The organism is Clostridium sp. AWRP, from assembly GCF_004006395.2.
Classification (GTDB): Bacteria; Bacillota; Clostridia; order Clostridiales; family Clostridiaceae; genus Clostridium_B.
Genome location: NZ_CP029758.2, coordinates 1772263 through 1790786 on the forward strand (window position 1 = coordinate 1772263; position 18524 = coordinate 1790786).

Annotated in this window: 19 protein-coding genes; 15 read left to right on the forward strand and 4 right to left on the reverse strand. The window is 31.8% G+C overall.

Annotated features, from left to right (window positions below; genetic code table 11):
• Positions 1 to 3: 3 nt before the first annotated feature.
• The 15 genes from DMR38_RS08225 to DMR38_RS08295 all read left to right on the forward strand — a co-directional run bounded on the left by DMR38_RS08225 (position 4) and on the right by DMR38_RS08295 (position 14527).
• A complete protein-coding gene (locus DMR38_RS08225) occupies positions 4 to 2157 on the forward strand; it encodes an NHLP family bacteriocin export ABC transporter peptidase/permease/ATPase subunit (protein ID WP_127720823.1) in 2154 nt (717 codons plus the stop codon).
• 12 nt (positions 2158 to 2169) lie between these two features.
• Positions 2170 to 4350 carry an NHLP bacteriocin export ABC transporter permease/ATPase subunit gene (locus DMR38_RS08230; RefSeq protein ID WP_243124495.1) on the forward strand — a complete coding sequence of 727 codons (2181 nt, stop codon included), beginning with the start codon at positions 2170 to 2172 and terminating at the stop codon, positions 4348 to 4350.
• Between the two features lie 13 nt (positions 4351 to 4363).
• Entirely contained in the window at positions 4364 to 5500 is a 1137-nt protein-coding gene (locus DMR38_RS08235) for an ABC transporter substrate-binding protein (protein ID WP_127720824.1), read from the forward strand.
• A gap of 33 nt (positions 5501 to 5533) precedes the next feature.
• Complete coding sequence (locus DMR38_RS08240) at positions 5534 to 5968, forward strand: DUF3574 domain-containing protein (RefSeq protein WP_127720825.1); 435 nt, start codon at positions 5534 to 5536, stop codon at positions 5966 to 5968.
• A gap of 2 nt (positions 5969 to 5970) precedes the next feature.
• A complete protein-coding gene (locus DMR38_RS08245; RefSeq protein ID WP_127720826.1) occupies positions 5971 to 6903 on the forward strand; it encodes a DMT family transporter in 933 nt (310 codons plus the stop codon).
• Between the two features lie 38 nt (positions 6904 to 6941).
• A complete protein-coding gene (locus DMR38_RS08250) occupies positions 6942 to 7640 on the forward strand; it encodes an ECF transporter S component (RefSeq protein WP_127720827.1) in 699 nt (232 codons plus the stop codon).
• Between the two features lie 10 nt (positions 7641 to 7650).
• Complete coding sequence (locus DMR38_RS08255) at positions 7651 to 8205, forward strand: sigma-70 family RNA polymerase sigma factor (RefSeq protein ID WP_127720828.1); 555 nt, start codon at positions 7651 to 7653, stop codon at positions 8203 to 8205.
• A gap of 78 nt (positions 8206 to 8283) precedes the next feature.
• Positions 8284 to 8607, forward strand: a complete 324-nt coding sequence (locus tag DMR38_RS08260) for a hypothetical protein (RefSeq protein WP_127720829.1) — start codon at positions 8284 to 8286, stop codon at positions 8605 to 8607.
• A gap of 70 nt (positions 8608 to 8677) precedes the next feature.
• Complete coding sequence (locus DMR38_RS08265) at positions 8678 to 9043, forward strand: Nif11-like leader peptide family RiPP precursor (RefSeq protein ID WP_175412947.1); 366 nt, start codon at positions 8678 to 8680, stop codon at positions 9041 to 9043.
• Positions 9044 to 9240: 197 nt separating this feature from the next.
• Complete coding sequence (locus DMR38_RS08270) at positions 9241 to 9615, forward strand: Nif11-like leader peptide family RiPP precursor (RefSeq protein WP_175412948.1); 375 nt, start codon at positions 9241 to 9243, stop codon at positions 9613 to 9615.
• Positions 9616 to 9812: 197 nt separating this feature from the next.
• The gene (locus DMR38_RS08275) at positions 9813 to 10199 is read left to right on the forward strand and encodes a Nif11-like leader peptide family RiPP precursor (RefSeq protein WP_127720832.1); all 387 of its coding nucleotides are present in this window, start codon (positions 9813 to 9815) and stop codon (positions 10197 to 10199) included.
• Positions 10200 to 10634: 435 nt separating this feature from the next.
• The gene (locus DMR38_RS08280; RefSeq protein WP_127720833.1) at positions 10635 to 10961 is read left to right on the forward strand and encodes a DUF3870 domain-containing protein; all 327 of its coding nucleotides are present in this window, start codon (positions 10635 to 10637) and stop codon (positions 10959 to 10961) included.
• A 121-nt stretch (positions 10962 to 11082) separates the two neighbouring features.
• Positions 11083 to 12159 (forward strand): dipeptide epimerase, encoded by a 1077-nt coding sequence (locus DMR38_RS08285; RefSeq protein WP_127720834.1) that lies wholly within the window; start codon positions 11083 to 11085, stop codon positions 12157 to 12159.
• An 82-nt stretch (positions 12160 to 12241) separates the two neighbouring features.
• Positions 12242 to 13741 carry a glutamate/gamma-aminobutyrate family transporter YjeM gene (gene yjeM, locus DMR38_RS08290; protein ID WP_127720835.1) on the forward strand — a complete coding sequence of 500 codons (1500 nt, stop codon included), beginning with the start codon at positions 12242 to 12244 and terminating at the stop codon, positions 13739 to 13741.
• Positions 13742 to 13753: 12 nt separating this feature from the next.
• Positions 13754 to 14527 (forward strand): serine hydrolase, encoded by a 774-nt coding sequence (locus DMR38_RS08295; RefSeq protein WP_127720836.1) that lies wholly within the window; start codon positions 13754 to 13756, stop codon positions 14525 to 14527.
• 66 nt (positions 14528 to 14593) lie between these two features.
• On the opposite strand, the gene DMR38_RS08300 is transcribed toward DMR38_RS08295, so the two are convergent.
• The 4 genes from DMR38_RS08300 to DMR38_RS08320 form a co-directional block, all read right to left on the reverse strand.
• The gene (locus DMR38_RS08300) at positions 14594 to 15679 is read right to left on the reverse strand and encodes an endospore germination permease (protein ID WP_127720837.1); all 1086 of its coding nucleotides are present in this window, start codon (positions 15677 to 15679) and stop codon (positions 14594 to 14596) included.
• Positions 15680 to 15705: 26 nt separating this feature from the next.
• Entirely contained in the window at positions 15706 to 15924 is a 219-nt protein-coding gene (locus DMR38_RS08305; RefSeq protein WP_127720838.1) for a hypothetical protein, read from the reverse strand.
• A gap of 50 nt (positions 15925 to 15974) precedes the next feature.
• A complete protein-coding gene (locus tag DMR38_RS08310) occupies positions 15975 to 17057 on the reverse strand; it encodes an endospore germination permease (RefSeq protein ID WP_127720839.1) in 1083 nt (360 codons plus the stop codon).
• Between the two features lie 275 nt (positions 17058 to 17332).
• Positions 17333 to 18520 carry a Ger(x)C family spore germination protein gene (locus tag DMR38_RS08320; protein WP_127720841.1) on the reverse strand — a complete coding sequence of 396 codons (1188 nt, stop codon included), beginning with the start codon at positions 18518 to 18520 and terminating at the stop codon, positions 17333 to 17335.
• Between the last annotated feature and the right edge of the window lie 4 nt (positions 18521 to 18524).

Here is an 18524-nt window from a genome sequence, read left to right on the forward strand (position 1 = left end):
TCAATGGGCAGAACTGTTAAGGTACCAGTTATAATGCAAATGGAAGCTCTTGAATGTGGAGCGGCATGTCTTGCAATGGTACTTGCGTATTTTGGAAAATGGGTACCTCTTGAAAAAGTACGCTTGGATTGTGGAGTGTCTCGTGATGGAAGTTCAGCAAGGAACATTCTACTAGCTGCAAGGAATTATGGACTCAAAGCTAAAGGGTACAGAATGGAGCCAAAGGCACTTAAAGACATTGAACTGCCAGCAATTATACATTGGAATTTCAACCATTTTGTAATATTTGATGGTTTTAAAAAGGATAAAGCACTGTTAAATGACCCAGCAAGGGGAACTGTAGCAGTTTCCATGGATGAATTTGATAAGTCTTTTACAGGCATTGTACTTCGATTTAAGAAGACGGAGAATTTTATTCCAGATGGCAAGCCTAAGAGTATATTGGACTTTACCAGGAGAAGACTTCGTGGTACTATGGATTCTTTTATTATTGTAGGTGTTACTGGCTTTTTAATTGCAGCAGTCAATATGGTTACTCCTGTTTTTTCACGTGTTTTTATTGATAATATTTTATCTGGAAAAAGTCCGGAGTGGTTTAGTTCCTTTATTATTGTGGTAGGATTTACTATTTTACTTGAGTTTTTCATAGAATTCATAGAAGCTATTTATTTACTAAAAATAAGGGGGAAATTGGCTATTACGTCAAATGCAACGTTTATGTGGCATGTACTTAGACTTCCGGTAGAATTTTTTTCGCAGCGTTTTGCAGGTGATATTGCTTCAAGACAGAAAAGCAATGAAGAAATTGCTGAAACCTTAATAGAGAAACTTGCACCTGTTTTCCTAAACGTTACAATGATTATATTCTATCTTGCAGTAATGCTAAGTTACAGTGTTGTACTTTCATGTGTTGGAATAGCGGCAATTTTTTTGAACATGATTGCAGTACGTATGGTCTCAAAAAAACGGATAAATTTAAGTCGTACATTTGAGCGAGACAGTGGTAAGCTTGCAGGCTTTACCATAGCTGGTATTGAAATGATTGAATCTATTAAGGCAAGTGGTGCTGAAACAGGATTTTTTGAACGGTGGGCAGGTTATAATGCTAAACAGAATAACTCACAGGTAGATTTTTTACGTACAGAACAGTATATGGAAGCTATTCCAGAATTTTTAAAGCAAGTATCCGATACAGCTGTTTTAATGATAGGTGTCTATTTAGTACTTGATGGAAAATTTACAATAGGTATGCTTATTGCATTTCAGGGCTTTTTAAATGCTTTTTTGAGTCCTGTAAATCAGCTTGTTAATGTGGCTCAGTCCTTTCAAGAAATGCAGAGTCAGATGGAGCGGGTAGAGGATGTTATAAGTTATAAACCGGATGTAGAATCTGATATGAATAATTCAAAATACATTCAACCGCAGGATTACCAAAAGCTTACTGGAAATATTGAAATTAAAGGGTTAACGTTTGGGTATAGTAGGGTGGCTCCGCCGCTTATTGAAAATTTCAATATAAGTATGAAGTGCGGTTCCAGAATTGCTCTTGTTGGTGGATCTGGCAGTGGTAAATCCACTATTTCTAAGCTTATTTCAGGATTATATCAGCAGTGGTCAGGCGAAATTTTATTTGATGGTCAACCAAAGAATCAGATAAATAGGGAAATATTTACGAACTCACTGGCGGTTGTAGATCAGGATATTGTACTATTTGAGGATACTATTTTTGCAAATATAACTATGTGGGACAGTTCAATTCCACAAGAAGCAGTGATAAAAGCGGCAAAAGATGCACAAATTCATGAGGATATCATGCAGCGTGAAGGAGGTTACAGTCACGTAATAAGAGAAGGAGGAAGTAATTTTTCAGGCGGTCAGCGCCAGAGATTTGAAATAGCTAGAGCACTGGTTCAAAATCCTTCCATAATTATTCTTGATGAAGCTACCTCGGCCCTTGATCCTAAAACGGAGTTTTCTATAATGGAAGCTATAAAAGCTAGAGGTATTACCTGTATAATTATTGCCCATAGGCTTTCTACCATAAGGGACTGTGACGAGATTGTTGTACTTGAAAAGGGCAAGGTTGTAGAGAGAGGTACACATAATGAAATGATGGGTAATGGGGGTAAATATGCACAATTGATTTCAACAGAATAAAGGAGAAATGCTATGAAATTGAGTTTTAGTGAACAAATAAAAAAAAGAATTGAAAATGATAGAAATTCATTTTGGACATCCTTTTATGACCTTTCTTCTATTGTTAGCAATGGTATAAAAAGAGGAAAAGGAACAAATAACTCAAAAAGGGTTTCAAAAGAAGCTATGGAACAGATTTTGAATTACTATGGAGCCAAAATAGTTAAAATTCCTGAAAATATAATTGATGAAAACGAGCAGCTTGAATATTTACTTAAGCCAACTGGCATCATGCGCCGCAGAATTGAGCTTAAAGATAAATGGTGGAAACAGACCACAGGACCTCTTTTAGGGTGTACAGTAAATGGAAGTGTTGTGGCACTTATGCCCAGACTTTTGTCAGGTTATAGTTATTTTGATCCAGATAGTGGCAAAATTATAATAATTAATAACAAAACAGAAAAATTTATACAAACAGAAGGCTTTTGCTTTTATCGCCCACTTCCGGCAAAAAAATTGAATATACTTGATTTATTAGTATACATGAAAAAGAGCATATTAAAATCCGATGTGATATATATTTTAGGTTCAAGTTTGTTGGTTACTCTTCTTGGTATGCTGCTTCCTTTCATTAATAAGCAGATATTCAATAATATTATACCATCTGGTACAAAGAGTGACATATTTCCTATGGCGGAATTGCTTTTGGGAATAGCTGTTGCAACTACTCTTTTTAATGTAACGAAACGTATTATTGTTATACGTTTTGGTAATAAGATAAATTTATCTGTACAGAGTGCTGCTATGAATAGAGTACTTTCTTTAAAAGCAAGTTTTTTCAAAGAGTATTCTTCAGGTGAATTGACAAACAGGATCTCAGCAATAGAACAGCTTTGTAGTATACTTTCAGGTAATGTTATAACATCAGGACTTTCGGTGATGTTTTCACTGGCATATATTTTTCAGATGAATAACTATGCACCTGCACTTGTTGCCCCAGGTATGATGATAATTTTGATGATGTTAGGTTTTACAATACTTTCAGGTTTTTTGCAAAATACTGTAACAAAAAAGGTTATGAAGGTTTCTGCAAAAAATTCTGGACTTGTGTACCAATTATTTTCCGGTGTACAGAAAATAAAGCTTGCAGGAGCAGAAAAGCGTGCTTTTAGTAAATGGGCTTCAAGATACAAGGATCAGGCAAAGCTTACTTATGCACCTCCGGTATTTTTAAGGATAGAGAGTGCTGTTATAACAGCTATTTCTATGGGAGGCAGTCTTTTGCTCTATTATTTTGCAGATAAGACAAAAGTTTCAGTTTCCAATTATATTGCATTTAATGCTGCATATAGTGGGGTGAGTGGTGCAATCCTTGGACTTGCTAGTACTGTTACAACACTGGCAAATATAAAACCTCTCATGGAAATGGTGGAACCTATTTTAAAATCTGTACCTGAGCTTGATGAGAATAAAATTATTCCGCAGAGTATGTCTGGTCGTATAGAGATAAGTAATGTTACATTCCGTTATACAAAAGGAGGGCCAACTATTTTAAATAATATAAACTTAAAAGTTGAACCTGGAGAGTATGTTGGCATTGTTGGTAAAACAGGTTGTGGAAAATCCACTCTTATAAGGTTGATTCTTGGTTTTGAAAGTCCTGAAGAGGGATCAGTGTATTTCGATGGGATGGATCTGGAAAGCCTTGATGTGCGTTCTGTGCGTCAAAATATTGGAGTTGTAATGCAAAATGGCAAACTTTTTTCAGGAGATATCTATTCAAATATAATTATTTCATCGCCGTGGCTTACTATAGAAGAAGCATGGGATGCAGCGTGCCTTGCGGGTCTTGAAGAAGATATAAAAGCTATGCCAATGGGTATGCAGACAATGATTGGTGAGGGGTGTGGTGGTATATCGGGAGGACAGCGTCAAAGAATTATGATTGCTAGGGCAATAGCACCAAAGCCCAAAATTATACTTTTTGATGAAGCTACATCTGCTCTTGATAACATTACTCAAAAGATAGTATCAGATTCGCTTGAAAGGCTTAAATCTACTAGAATTGTTGTAGCACATAGACTTTCAACTATCAAAAACTGTGACAGAATTATTGTTATTGATAAAGGTGAAATAAAAGAGAATGGTACCTTTGATGAGCTCATTAATAGATGTGGATTATTTTATGAACTGGCATCAAGACAAATAGTCTAGGGGGGAAACAAGAATGAGAAAGTTTATTGCAGTATTAATTATTTTTGCTTTTGCATTAGGCATGACTGGATGCCGGGGTGTTATGGAAGATAATGAAAAAACTATTTATATACCAGTACTTGGTGATGCTTCATGGCTTCGTAGTGATGGGTCATTTTATAATGGTGTTCAGCTGGCAGTAGAGGATTGTGTTAAGGAATATTCATCCCTTGGATATGATGTAAAAACATCAATTATTGATGACAAGGCTGCTTATGATAATGGTGTGGCTGATGCTATAAAGCTTGGTAATGATTCAAAGGTAACTGCCGTTTTAAATGTACAGAATTTTGATGTTTCAAAAACTACAACAGATATTCTTAGCAGCAAGAATAAGATAGTTCTTCTACCCTATGGATGTTATGATGAATTATGTACTAAAGAGTATAAAAATGTTTTTTGTAATGTACCTAGTTCTGCAGATCTTGGTAAAGCTATGGCTCTATATGCAGCTCAAATGGGTTACAATCGTATAGCCGTATATCATAATGGTACATCTGCCCAGGATGATATTGCAACGGCCTTTGAGCTTAACCTTAAGGGTACAAAATCAAAAATAATAGATTATGTTCCAAATATTGTATCACAAAATGATTTTGATAGTATATATGATAGATGGGATGCACTTTCCTGTGATGCTGTAGTAATAACACAATATGGATTAGAAAGGGCATATCAGGTTTTGAAAATGATTAGACAAAAAAACAGTAAAATCCCAATTATTGGAGAGCCCATTTTTGATAGGGCAAATTATTTAAGTACGTATAAAAAAGATGCAGAAAATATTGTTATACCATCAACTTTAATTATTCAACCTGGTAATAAGTTAAACAAGTTTTTGGAGCATTATAGGCAGAAATATGGTAAAGAAGCAGATATCTGGTCTATACAAGGATATGATTCTATAAGGCTAATTGTTGATACAGCTGTTAAAAATAAAACTGTGAATAATCAAGAAATTGCAAAGATTATGCATGATGAAAAGGGATATTCTGGAGTTCAGGGAACAATTAAGTTTGATGCTGGAGGAGCACTAAAAACTGATATAAAAAAATTGAATATGTTAATATGTAAAAATGGCAATTTTGTAAAGATAAAAAATGATAATTAGTGAAAGGGGTGCAAGCTTACTTTGACTAATACAATGGTAAGTAAAAAAAAGTTTAATATTATAGTAGTAATTATGTTTTTTTGTATTATACTGTCAAGCTGCGGCACGGTAGGGAACAAGGACTTATTAGGAAGTCAATCAAAAGCAACAAAATATACCCTACACATTGGACTTAACGATAAGAATACTTACAAGCAGCAAATCAGTGACGAAAAAGCATTCCAGATTGTGACTAATACAAGCCTTAAATACGTTAATGGATTTACTATTTATAGGTGTCAGGGGTTATATAAAGATAAAAAAAGTAAGATTACTAAAGAGAACAGCTTGGTTCTTGAAATTTATGGTGCTAATGAAAAAGAAATAAAAAGTATTATGGATGAACTCCTTGTAAGTCTCAATCAGGAATCAATCCTCGTGGAAAAAGGTGATGTGACCTATGAATTTTACAGTAAGAAAGGAGATTAAATGTGACTAAAACAGAGTCAAATATTGTTTTATTTTCTATTACTGTTTGTTGGGCATTTTCATATATTTTTATAAAAAATATATCAAACTCAATTTCAGCATTTTCTTATTTGACTATGACATCAGGAGTAGCCAGTATTATATTAACTATAGTTTTTTTGAAAAAGCTTAGAGAATATAACAAAAAAATTTTATTTCATGCTTTTATATTGGCTTTAATATTATGTGGTAATTCTGTGTTTGAAAAGATAGGACTTGCTACAATACCAGCATCTTCTGCTGCTTTTGTAGCTTCTCTTAACATTGTTTTTGTTCCTTTGATGATGCTTGCTTTTAAAAAGACAATAAGCCTTAACAATATGGTAGGTATTATTTTGATTTTAATAGGAGTTATTGTAAATAGCGGCGTGAAATTTGGACAAAGTTTAAATGAAGGCTTCTTTATAATGACATTGGCTACTTTTTGTATGTCAGTTTATATAATAACTGTTGACAATTTTGCGAAAAAAGATGATCCTCTTCTTCTTGGAATAGGACAAATGTTTTTCACTTTTGCTATTGCTTTTGTCCTTTGGTTTATAGAGAATCCGAAAACTTTCTTTACAATTACTTATACAAATTCCCTTTTGGCGAATATATTTCTTCTTGCATTTTTTTCCAAGGCGTATGCCTATATAATGCTTGTATATTCGCAAAAGTATGCATCCCCTATAAGTGTTACTGTTATTGCATCTATGGAACCTGTAGTCACGATGGTACTGGCACTGTTAATTCCAAATGCATTTGGCAATACTGAAATTTTGTCGGTAGAAAAAGTTGTAGGTTGTTTGTTTATCTTGTGTGGATCCATTTTTGCAGGAACTAATTTCTTAAACAGAATCAAATCAAAATTAAAAGAGAGATGTGAAGAGGGTGTAACGATATCAAAACAATAGGAAGAATTTTAACAGATTTTTATTACAGAGAAAAAATATTGAAGACAGGGTTGTGTACATTGGTATTTATAGGTATGGCTGTGCCTTTTAAAGTTATGGTTTTGATACCTGGACTTACGGAAATTCGCCCTGTAAATGCTGTACCAATTGTTGTGGGACTTTTATTTGGACCGGAAGGAGCCCTAGGATGTGCTGTGGGAAACCTTGTAGCAGATTTATTCGGTACCTTTTCGGCAGCTTCTGTTTTTGGAGTTTTGGGCAATTTTACTGCTGCATATCTTCCGTATAAAATCTGGTATATGAATGGAAATAAAGAGCTGCCAAATGTGAAGACTAATAAAAATATCCTGCGGTTTATTATAATAGCTATAGTTAGCTCTCTTAGTGTAGCTGTAATTTTGTCTTGTGGGCTTGATATACTTAATGAGCTATGGGGAAAGTCTATATTTCTTATAGTATTTTTAAATGATTTTGGATTTTCATTATTTTTAGGTATGCCAGTATTTATAGTTTTAACATCTGAGCAATTAAATATTAGTTTTACAATACCAAAAGCTTTTATTCCTAGTGAAAAAAATATACTTAGAAAAAGAGTTTTATTTATAATGCTTGTTGTTAGTGGAATAATATTTTCTTTTTTGGTTTGTATGGGAATCAGATTTATTGAATCATGGGTAATGATTGTCAGTAGTATTGTTTTTAGCATGTCTGCAGCTGCTTTTATGATAAAAAAATAGGCTGCCTAGTATGAAAAAAGGAAGGTGTGAAAAAGATTTGAACAAAAACGTGAAACTTGATGAAAAGTATGAATCCCATGGAGAAGAATTGCTAATTTATGCTTTTAACACATATTATCAGAAGGTTTTCAATTTTTTCTATGGACACCTGAATAATCGTACTGTCTCCCAAGATCTTACGGGAGAGGTTTTTGTAAGAGCTGCGTCGGCATGGCATCAGTATGATGAGTTAAAGGGGGCTGTATCTACCTGGATATTTACAATAGCTCAAAATATTTTAAAAGATTACTTGAGAAAAAAGAAGCCTATGCTTACAGAGGTTTATGAAGTACAGGATGATTTTAACGTACAGGATCACGTAGAGAATAAAGAAGAGATAGCAGCGTTGAAGAAGGCAATGTTCTGTCTTTCGGAAAGAGAAAAAGAAGTTTTACAGTTTAAATATTTTGCTGGACTAAAAAATACTGAAATAGCAGAACTTACAGGCTTGTCAGGAACAAATATTGGAGTTATAGTTCACCGTGCTTTGCAAAAGCTTAGAAAAAAATTAAAAGAATATCTTTAAAAAATATAAAATCTGGTGTAATACTTTTTAATGTTGTACGTATAAAAGAGTGTAACCAGCTTGAAAGGATGTTTTATTATGGATGATAACAAGGATTTTATTATAAATAATAATTGCAGCGGTGAGGATGAGGACAAGAAGCTGGTAAATAAATTTCTTACAATAAAAGAAGTACCCGATAAGATTAAGAAAAAACGTCATTTTGAGAAAATGCTTGAAGTATTTCATAATACAGAAGAGCAAAGGAAGACTGATATGGAAGAATTATCAGATGATGAGATTGATTCTATCTCTGCTGCAGGAACAGGATGTGTAGGCTGCCAAATATGTCCCTACTGTCATAAGATGATTCGTGCAGATTTGCTGGAAATTCACAAACTTACAGAACACAAAAAAATATAAAGCATAATAATACCCACAGCAGAAATATCTGATGATTAATACAAATAAAGAAATTTTGGAGGGAAAAACAATGTCAAAGGAAAATGTACAGAAATTTTATGCTTCAATTAAGGATGACGAGAAAACAAATCAAGAGGTGTTAGAGGCAGCAGCTGCAGGTAATATTGTGGAATATGCAAAGAAAAAAGGTTTTGAATTTACCAAAGAAGAGTACGATGAATTTATTTCTGAAATCTCAACCGATACAAGTGAAATTCCAGATGAGCAGCTAGATAAAGTTGCAGGTGGTATTCATTGTGGTGGTCTTACACCGCAAATTAAAGTAATATGTAAACAGTGTGGATGGGACAGCGGATTGAGAGGCATTAATGTCTGCATTACATTGACAGGTATCCATCGTGCAAATACAGGTCATACAAAGTACAAGGTAGTATAGTATGGTGATTGTTATTTAAGCTGTTGAGTTACAGCGATAATTCAGGTGGTCGGTAGAATTTATTTTCTACTTTAATATAAGATGACAGTATTAATAATGGTATGATCTGGATAGAGTTATAATTTTAAAATAACAGGTAACTACAGCAGAAATATCTGATGATTAATACAAATAAAGAAATTTTGGAGGGAAAAACAATGTCAAAGGAAAATGTACAGAAATTTTATGCTTCAATTAAGGATGACGAGAAAATAAATCAAAAGGTGTTAGAGGCAGCAGCTGCAGGTAATATTGTGGAATATGCCAGGGAAAAAGGTTTTGAATTTACCAAAGAAGAGTACGATGAGTTTATTTCTGAAATCTCAACCGATACAAGTGAAATTCCAGACGACCAACTAGATAAAGTTGCGGGTGGTTTCGATTTGCATGGTGATAGTACATCGCAAATTAGAACAGTAATGTGCAAACAATGTGGATGGAAAAGTGGATGGGGGGTAAAAAATAGTAATGTTCATTTTCTGGAAGCTCTGCATTGTGCAAAGACAGGTCATACAAAATACAAGGTAGTATAGTATGGAGATTGTTATTTAAGCTGTTGAGTTACAGGGATTATCCAGGTGGTCGGTAGAATTTATTTTCTACTTTAATATAAGATGACAGTATTAATAATGGTATGATCTGGATAGAGTTATAATTTTAAAATAGCAGGTAATTACAGCAGAAATATTTGCTGATTAATACAAATAAAGAAATTTTGGAGGGAAAAACAATGTCAAAGGAAAATGTACAGAAATTTTATGCTTCAATTAAGGATGACGAGAAAACAAATCAAGAGGTGTTAGAGGCAGCAGCTGCAGGTAATATTGTGGAATATGCAAAGAAAAAAGGTTTTGAATTTACCAAAGAAGAGTACGATGAATTTATTTCTGGAATTTCAACCGATACAAGTGAGATTCCAGATGACCAATTAGATAAAGTTGCAGGTGGTATTCATTGGCCTGGCCGTCTTATACCTCAAATTAAAGTAATATGCAAACAGTGTGGATGGGACAGCGGATGGAAAGACATTAATGGCTATTACAACTATACTACATTGACAGCTGTCCATCTTGCAAAGACAGGTCATACAAAATACAAGGTAAAAAAAAGATGGTAATATAGGGGTTATTATTTAAGATGTTAGATAAAATCATAATTTTAAAATAAAACTGAAAATTTAGAATTTTAAAAGCGTAACAATTAGAATTTATAGTTGCTGCGCTTTTTATATTGCTGAAGTGAAAATTATTACCCACCAATGTTATCCCAGTGCTCGTAGGCTTCATTGAGTTCCATAAATGCATTTGCTTTGTTTCTTGTGGCAATTGCACCCTGTAGTCGTGCTACGTTCATGGCAAATGAATCAATCTCATATAAGTTAAATTTTATTCTGTTTATGTGGAAAAAGGTTTATTGCATTTTAGTTATAGTTGTACCCCTAATTATTAGATTAATTGTTTACTAATTGACTTTTTTGAATATTTATCATATTATATACATAATAGCTAACAATTAATAATTAAACTTAATTTTCAGTTAATGAGATGATTTTATGTATATGGAAAATACGGTATATGTAGTTGGAAATGCTAAAACTAATGAGGATAATGCCATTACCATTAGATTTAATTCTTTTTATATAGGTTTTGTAGTGGATTTAAGTACAGATAAAATAATTGATTTAAATTCATCTTCTACACTAAGAACTACGGATGAATTTATAAGATCTCTTTTAATAGGTAGAAACCTTAAGATATTTGATGATAAACTAAAAGAAGAAGTTATAAAAAGATATCACGGTTCATCTCAAAAAGCTATTATTGTAGCTTACAGGGATGGAGTTAAGAAATATAATGAAGTGAAAAAAAAATATTTTTAAATTACTGTTTTGTTTATGGTAAATAAGTTACCCTTATTTTAAAGTGAATGAAAGCCAGTAAAAGCAATGTTAATATGCTTTTGCGGGCTTTTTTTGTATTAATTTTAAGGAGGTTCTCTAAATGAAAATAAGAGATATAAAAATAAAAAGAATATCCGTTCCACTGAAGACACCATTTAAAACAGCACTCCGTACTGTGGAAAGGGTAGAAGATATTATAGTTGAAATATATACAGATACAGGAAATATTGGCTTTGGAGAAGCCCCACCCACTGGGGTCATAACAGGAGATACAACTGGATCTATAATAGGAGCCATAGAAGACCACATAAAAAAGTCTATTATAGGAATGAAAATAGAAAATTTTGAGTCAATAATACAAAAATTGAATGGGTGCATTGTAAAAAATACTAGTGCAAAGGCTGCAGTGGACATAGCACTTTATGATTTATATGGTCAGTTATATAAGGCACCATTGTATAAGCTTTTGGGTGGGTTTAGAAAAGAAATAATAACAGATATAACTATAAGTGTAAATGAACCTGAAGAAATGGTAAAAGACAGTATAGATGCTATAAAAAGAGGATATAAAACTTTAAAAATAAAGGTAGGTAAAGATTCTAAAAAAGATTTGGAAAGAATGAAAGCTATAAGACAGGCTATAGGATATGATGTTGACCTTAGAATAGATGCAAATCAAGGATGGAAGCCTAAAGAAGCAGTAAAAGTGCTAAGAGAAATGGAAGATGCAGGGCTTAACATTGAGTTTGTGGAACAGCCTGTTATAGCACATGATATAGATGGATTAAAGTTTGTTACAGACAATGTATCCACACCAGTTTTAGCAGATGAAAGTATATTTTCACCAATGGATGCCTTAAATGTTCTAGAGAGAAGAGCAGCAGATTTAATAAATATAAAACTCATGAAAACAGGCGGAATATACAATGCATTAAAAATATGTTCTTTAGCAGAAATACATGGAATTGAGTGTATGATAGGGTGCATGCTGGAGGCAAAAGTAAGTGTAACAGCTGCAGTTCATCTAGCTTGTGCAAAGAGTATCATAACTAAAATCGATTTGGATGGCCCTGTTTTATGCAGTGAAGACCCAATTAATGGTGGGGCAGTATTCAATGAAAGCAAAATAACACTTACAGATAAACCAGGACTTGGAATAGAATCTATCAATTATTAATAAGTTAAAATGAAGCTCTTAGATTAAATTTCTAGGAACTTCTATATTAATATTATATTTTAATAAATTTAGGAGGGGAAAAATGGGTACAAACAATTTAAAAAAACTGTCACTTGTAGCACTAATTTTAATGATTTTTACCGAAGTGTTTGGCTTTGCTAACATGCCAAGAGCATTTCTCCTTATGGGATATTCATCTATTCCATGGTATATAATATCGGGAATAGCATTCTTTATTCCATATGCATTTATGATGGCTGAATTTGGTTCCGCATTTAAAGATGAAAAAGGTGGAATTTATTCATGGATGAATAGATCTGTAGGACCTAAATATGCTTTTGAAGCAACATTTATGTGGTATGCTTCATATGTTGTTTTAATAGTTGATATGTGTTCTCTTATATGGATTCCACTTTCAAATCTAATATTTGGAAAAGATGTAACAGCTAGTTGGGGATTTTGGGGACTTAAATCTACCCAAGTTATAGGAATTTTTAGTATTATTTTTATAGTAGCCATAACATTTATAGCTACTAAGGGATTGAAGGATATTTCAAAAGTTACATCAATTGGCGGTACTGCAGTTATGTTGTTGAATGTTTTTTTAATTATAGGAGCTGTAATTGTGCTCATAGCAAGCCATGGACATCTTGCACAGCCTCTTAGTTTTACAGTATCTCCTAATCCAAAATACGGTAGTTCTCTTTCAATTTTATCATTTATAGTATTTGCCATATTTGCTTATGGTGGAATTGAAGTTGTAGCAGGACTTGTGGATCAGACTGAAAAACCTGAAAAAAATTTCGCAAAAGGAATGGCTATATCTGCAATAGTCATAACACTAGGATATTCTATAGGCATATTTATGTGTGGTATATTTACAAATTGGAAACAGGTACTTTCAAACCCGGATGTTCATTTAGCTAATGTTGCATATGTTATAATGCAAAACTTAGGGTACCAGTTAGGAGTTAGCTTTAATTTAAGTCAATCTGCAGCACTTACATTAGGTGCCTGGATAGCAAGATTTGTTGGACTATCAATGTTCCTTGCACTGACGGGAAGTATCATAACTGTATTATATGGACCACTCAAACAGATAATAGAAGGTACTCCAAAGGGATTATTTCCTGAAAAACTTACAGAAATAAAAGATGGTATGCCTAAAAATGCAATGTGGGCACAGTGTATTATAATCGTTTTGTTTTTAGTACTACTTACAATTGGTGGAGAAGGAGCATCTAAGTTCTTTAACATAGTTGTAAGTATGACAAACGTAGCATTGACAATTCCATATATGTTTATAGCAGGAGCTTTTGTTCCGTTTAAGAAGAAAAAGGAAATTAACAAGCCATTTATAATTTTTAAAGGATACAAGTCTTCATTGATCTGGGAAATAGTTGTTGTATTTACTATAGGTTTTGCAAATTTATTTACAATAATTGCTCCAGCATTTCAAGGTGACATGCAAAGCACCATATGGATGGTTGTAGGTCCTATATTCTTCTCAATTGTAGCATTTGTAATGTACTCTAATTATGAGAAAAAGAATAAAGGTTCAAAACAAAAAGTAGAAAATTAGGAGGCATAAGATATGCTGTATGAAAAAATATTAGCCGCAATAGATTTAAAAAAATTGAATTGTGCATTTGTGATAGAAAATCTTAAAACAGGAGAAAAAATTGCCTATAATGAAAATATAGTGGTGCCTTCTGCAAGTCTTATAAAGATACCTATAATGATGGAGATATTGAATCAAGTTAAAGAAGGAAAACTTTCACTTAAACAGAGAATAACAGTAGAGGACAATGTAAAAGTACCTTTTAGCATACTTAATCTTTTGGAAAGTGGAAACAGTTATACTCTAAAAGACGTAATAACCTTGATGATAATTCAAAGTGATAATACGGCTGCAAACATACTGATGGATCTTGCAGGTATGGACAATGTAAACAATTATGTTAAAAATTTAGAAATAAAAAATACAGTACTTCAGAGAAAGATGATGGATTCACAGGCAAGAAAAGAAGGGAGGGAAAATAGAACTACTGCTGCTGATATGGCAAAATTCTTTGAAATTATCTATAAAGGTGAAAAGATTAAGGAATCCTACAGTGTCATTATGAAGAACATATTGACTGCTCAATTGGATAACAGTGTTATGAGACTTAATATTCCGGATGATACACTTATTGCCCATAAGACGGGGGATTTAGATGGAATAAGCCATGATGCAGGTATAGTATATCTTCCCAATGCTGATTATATTTTTTGTGGACTTACCTGGGATGCTGTTACAAATAATTTTGCGAGAGAAACAATTGGGAAAATTTCCAAAATAGCTTATGATTATTTCATATCTTTATAATAAACAGAGTTCTAAGCATCAGATGAAGTTTTGACTCCGTCTGATGCATTAACAGGATTCTAGTTTCTAACTACCTAATTTTCTAACCCAAGCTATGATCAAGGAGATACAAGGAAATAAGATTATATATGGAATAACATATATAGGATATATAGAAGATGCTATATATGCATGCTCTGCTGGTGAACTGAACATGATAATTGAAAATATAATGCTTATAATTCCAACAGGAACAATTAAGGGTTTATAAGACTGCAATTTGAAAAACTGACCTATAGATAGAACTGTAGCATAATATAAAATACATATTTTTACAAATTCATTAAATAATAGTATTAGTGCAATTAATATTTCCATTCTCGTAATAATTTCTCCCACATTTATGGATCTTGCTACTTGATAAGATGGAAGAAAATGAATAGAATTTATATTTCCAAGTATTGCTATATTTCGCAACATAATACCCAAAAAAAATATACCTCCTGCAATTAAACCTGCAAACGCAGATTTCTTTACTTTTTTTATATCATTAACGTATGGAAAAATCATAACAAATACAACTATTTCACCAAAGGGAATAGATATCATAAGATTAGTTCCTTGAACAAATTCTTTTAAATTTATTTGAAAAAGAGGTAAGAAATTTGATAAATGCATATCTTTAATAGTAAGTATTGTAATAAATACAGCTGTAATAATTGATACTATACCTAAAATGAAACTAGTCCTAGCTATAACTTCTAATCCCTTTTTTAGAGCATATATGCAGGTTATTGTAAATATTACTATAAATACACTAATATCTACTTCTGTAAAAAGATATGTAGAAAAAAAGTCTGCAGTAAATCTGAAATTAGCGGAGACTACATACCAAAAGTAGGAAATATATAATATAGATATAATTTTTCCTAAATAGCGCCCATACAATACATTATTTATCTCTATCAAATTTTTATTAGGAAATCTTTTATTTAGAGATGTATAAATTAATAAGAAAGGCAGCATTATAGTAAAGCCTGCTAATAAGACTATCCAGGTGTTCATTTTTGTTATTCCGCTTATAAAAGATGCAGTAAGTGTAGAAGCTTGAAGCAAACCAATAATTAAAAATGATAATTGAGGGCCTGATATTTTACCTTTTTCAATTTTCATGAAAAGTCACTCCCACTAAGTAAGATTCATTGATAATTTAAATGTAATAAATCTTTAACTACAAATTCCATGCCTTTTGCAGGATTAGGAATAGGTATATTTAGAACATAGAATAAGCTTAGAATAAAGGATATAATTATAAATATAGAATAGACTTTTAATTCATGCCAGTATTTATTTTTAATCATTTCTGGAACTTCAAATGATAATATACATATAAAGATTATTATTAATAGAAATATCATTTTTTATACCTCATTATACTTAATAATTTATTATTGCGAGATAGCAGCTTTTAAGTATCTAAATTCCTAATCCAATCTATAATTATTGAAATAGAAGGAAACAAAATTACAAAAAGAACAGCATAAATAGAGTATGTACTTGCAAAATTTGACTCTTCTGCCGGTGAATTATACATAGTAATTGAAAATATGATACTTATGATTCCAAGTGGAACTACCAGGGAATTATAGGACTGTAATTTAAAAAATTGTGCTATAGATAGTACTGTGGCATAATAAAAAATACAAATTTTTAGAAACACATTAAATAGCAGCATTACTCCGAACAATATTTCCATTCGGGTAATAACTTCTCCTATATTTATAAGTCTTGCTACCTGATATGATGGAAGAACATGAATATATCCTATATTTCCAAGTACAGCTGTGTTTCTCAAAATAATAATTAGAAATTGAGTAGTTCCTATAATCAAACCCCAAAATGAGAATTTTTTTACTTTATTTTTGTCGTTAACATATGGAAAAATCATTAGGAATGTGATCAACTCACCAAAGGGAATAGATACCATGATATTGGTACCTTGAATAAATTTTTTTAAATTTATTTGAAAAAGAGGCAAAAAATTTGACAAATGCATTTCATTTGAAATAAGAACTGTAATAATTACAGTTACAATAATTATCAATATGGTTAAAATAGAGCCAATTCTAGCTATAACTTCTATACCCTTTTTTATTGTGTACATACAAGTTAATATAATTACAATTACAAATATAGTAAGATCTGTTTGAGGAAAAAGATATGTGGAATAAATATCTGATATACCTCTTACATTTGATGGAATTAAAAACCAAAAGAAAAAAATGTATAATATAGATATTATTTTACCTAAATAACGTCCATATACAATAGTATTTATTTCTATTAGGTTTTTGTCAGGGTATCTTTTGTTTAATGATGTATAAACTAGCATCATAAATGAAATTATAATAAAGCTTGTTAACAGAGAAATCCAAGTATTTGATTTTGTTATTCCACTTACGAAAGCTACAGTAATTGATGCTGATTGAAGTAAACCAATAATTAGAAATGTCAATTGTGTATTTGATATTATACCTTTTTCAATTTTCATAAATACTTTTACCTCTGCACATAAGTTTATTTTAATTGTAATTTAAATGTAATAAATTGTTTACTACAAATTCTATGCCTTTTACGGGATTAGGTATAGGTATGTCTAGGATATAAAATAAGCTTAGTATAAAAGCTATAATTAAAAATATAGAAAATATTTTTAATTGATGTAAATGTTTATTTTTAATCATATCTGGAATTTCATACAATATTATACCTATAAAAGTTACTATCAATAGAAATATCATTCTTTATACCTCAGTATAGTTGGCATTAGTTATCTCTGGACATAATGGATTTAGTAATTCTACCTGTTCTCCTTATTTTTGCATTTACATTTATATTTACAGGAATATTTTGAAAAGTTTCTTCCCAGTTTTTTTCAATCTTAGACCACTGCTTAGGGTAATGCTGATATATGGCATCTCCAAAACCAAATATATCTGCATTTAATTTTTTGGACTTTCTTAATGCAAGTACTATTTCTTTTTTTATAGCATCCTCCTCACGTTTTTCAAGAATTGAAAAAGATTTTGAATTTGATAAATCCTCAGAAGAAAGCTGTTCTTGTAAATCTCCTTCTTGCTTAATTTTTATTTGTATACTTACTTTTCCATCTTTTATTTGTGGAATTATTTTACCTGATGTATGAGTTGTTGCTATGCTTACTTTACTATTGTTGTCTTTATTTGATGTACCTACATTTACAATTCCATCTTTCATTTTATTAGTACACCATAGAAGTCCGCGGGTTTCCTTTTCATTAAGGCTTCCAACCATCTTTCCTTTTTTAAATACTGCTGTTTTTGAAAGGTATACTATTTTTCTATTATTGTCATTTAAAATTTCAACTATAGGTGCAATAGGTGATGTAGTCTTACTTATCAATTTAGATGAAAAATCTTTTAAATTTACAGATGGTACCTGAGATACCTCCTGTTGGTTTTTAATCAATTCTCCTATATTTCTTCCAGAAGTAGTTTCAAGTTCTGGTTTTGCATTTAATATTTCACTAGCAGGTTGTTTGGATATTAAAACCCATGTTAAGATACGAGTTTCACGATATCGCAAGAAAAAATCCATGTACTTTTCGATTCCTTTTTCTGCAATATCTTCTCCAAATATAATTACTTGATTATGTGAAAAAAATAAATGACGATTTAGTTTACGGTTAAAAGCTTTTGTTGCATCAGAAATGCTTTTTCCCTTTTCTCTTAAATTTAAGTAACCAGTGCTGCTTGATTCATTGTTTTTACTTTTTGACATATCTTTGATACCAGATGCATTAGCCACTTGGACGGTCATTTCTACAGGATAATCATCTCCTTTTCCTTTGTCTAATCCAACTCCTATTACTATGGCTAATTTATTTAATTCATGGGCACCCAAGCAGGAAGTTAAATTTAAAGCTACTAAAATACATACAACTATTTTTATTGCTAAATTCATGTATTTTTTCATTAGA

What these genes read in the sequence shown, in the direction of transcription:
- DMR38_RS08225 (WP_127720823.1), top strand. Translation starts at nt 4, where the DNA reads ATGGGCAGAACTGTTAAGGTACCAGTTATAATGCAAATGGAAGCTCTT.
- DMR38_RS08230 (WP_243124495.1), top strand. Translation starts at nt 2,170, where the DNA reads ATGAAATTGAGTTTTAGTGAACAAATAAAAAAAAGAATTGAAAATGAT.
- DMR38_RS08235 (WP_127720824.1), top strand. Translation starts at nt 4,364, where the DNA reads ATGAGAAAGTTTATTGCAGTATTAATTATTTTTGCTTTTGCATTAGGC.
- DMR38_RS08240 (WP_127720825.1), top strand. Translation starts at nt 5,534, where the DNA reads ATGGTAAGTAAAAAAAAGTTTAATATTATAGTAGTAATTATGTTTTTT.
- DMR38_RS08255 (WP_127720828.1), top strand. Translation starts at nt 7,651, where the DNA reads ATGAAAAAAGGAAGGTGTGAAAAAGATTTGAACAAAAACGTGAAACTT.
- DMR38_RS08260 (WP_127720829.1), top strand. Translation starts at nt 8,284, where the DNA reads ATGGATGATAACAAGGATTTTATTATAAATAATAATTGCAGCGGTGAG.
- DMR38_RS08265 (WP_175412947.1), top strand. Translation starts at nt 8,678, where the DNA reads ATGTCAAAGGAAAATGTACAGAAATTTTATGCTTCAATTAAGGATGAC.
- DMR38_RS08270 (WP_175412948.1), top strand. Translation starts at nt 9,241, where the DNA reads ATGTCAAAGGAAAATGTACAGAAATTTTATGCTTCAATTAAGGATGAC.
- DMR38_RS08275 (WP_127720832.1), top strand. Translation starts at nt 9,813, where the DNA reads ATGTCAAAGGAAAATGTACAGAAATTTTATGCTTCAATTAAGGATGAC.
- DMR38_RS08280 (WP_127720833.1), top strand. Translation starts at nt 10,635, where the DNA reads ATGTATATGGAAAATACGGTATATGTAGTTGGAAATGCTAAAACTAAT.
- DMR38_RS08285 (WP_127720834.1), top strand. Translation starts at nt 11,083, where the DNA reads ATGAAAATAAGAGATATAAAAATAAAAAGAATATCCGTTCCACTGAAG.
- yjeM (WP_127720835.1), top strand. Translation starts at nt 12,242, where the DNA reads ATGGGTACAAACAATTTAAAAAAACTGTCACTTGTAGCACTAATTTTA.
- DMR38_RS08295 (WP_127720836.1), top strand. Translation starts at nt 13,754, where the DNA reads ATGCTGTATGAAAAAATATTAGCCGCAATAGATTTAAAAAAATTGAAT.
- DMR38_RS08300 (WP_127720837.1), bottom strand. Translation starts at nt 15,679, where the DNA reads ATGAAAATTGAAAAAGGTAAAATATCAGGCCCTCAATTATCATTTTTA.
- DMR38_RS08305 (WP_127720838.1), bottom strand. Translation starts at nt 15,924, where the DNA reads ATGATATTTCTATTAATAATAATCTTTATATGTATATTATCATTTGAA.
- DMR38_RS08310 (WP_127720839.1), bottom strand. Translation starts at nt 17,057, where the DNA reads ATGAAAATTGAAAAAGGTATAATATCAAATACACAATTGACATTTCTA.
- DMR38_RS08320 (WP_127720841.1), bottom strand. Translation starts at nt 18,520, where the DNA reads ATGAAAAAATACATGAATTTAGCAATAAAAATAGTTGTATGTATTTTA.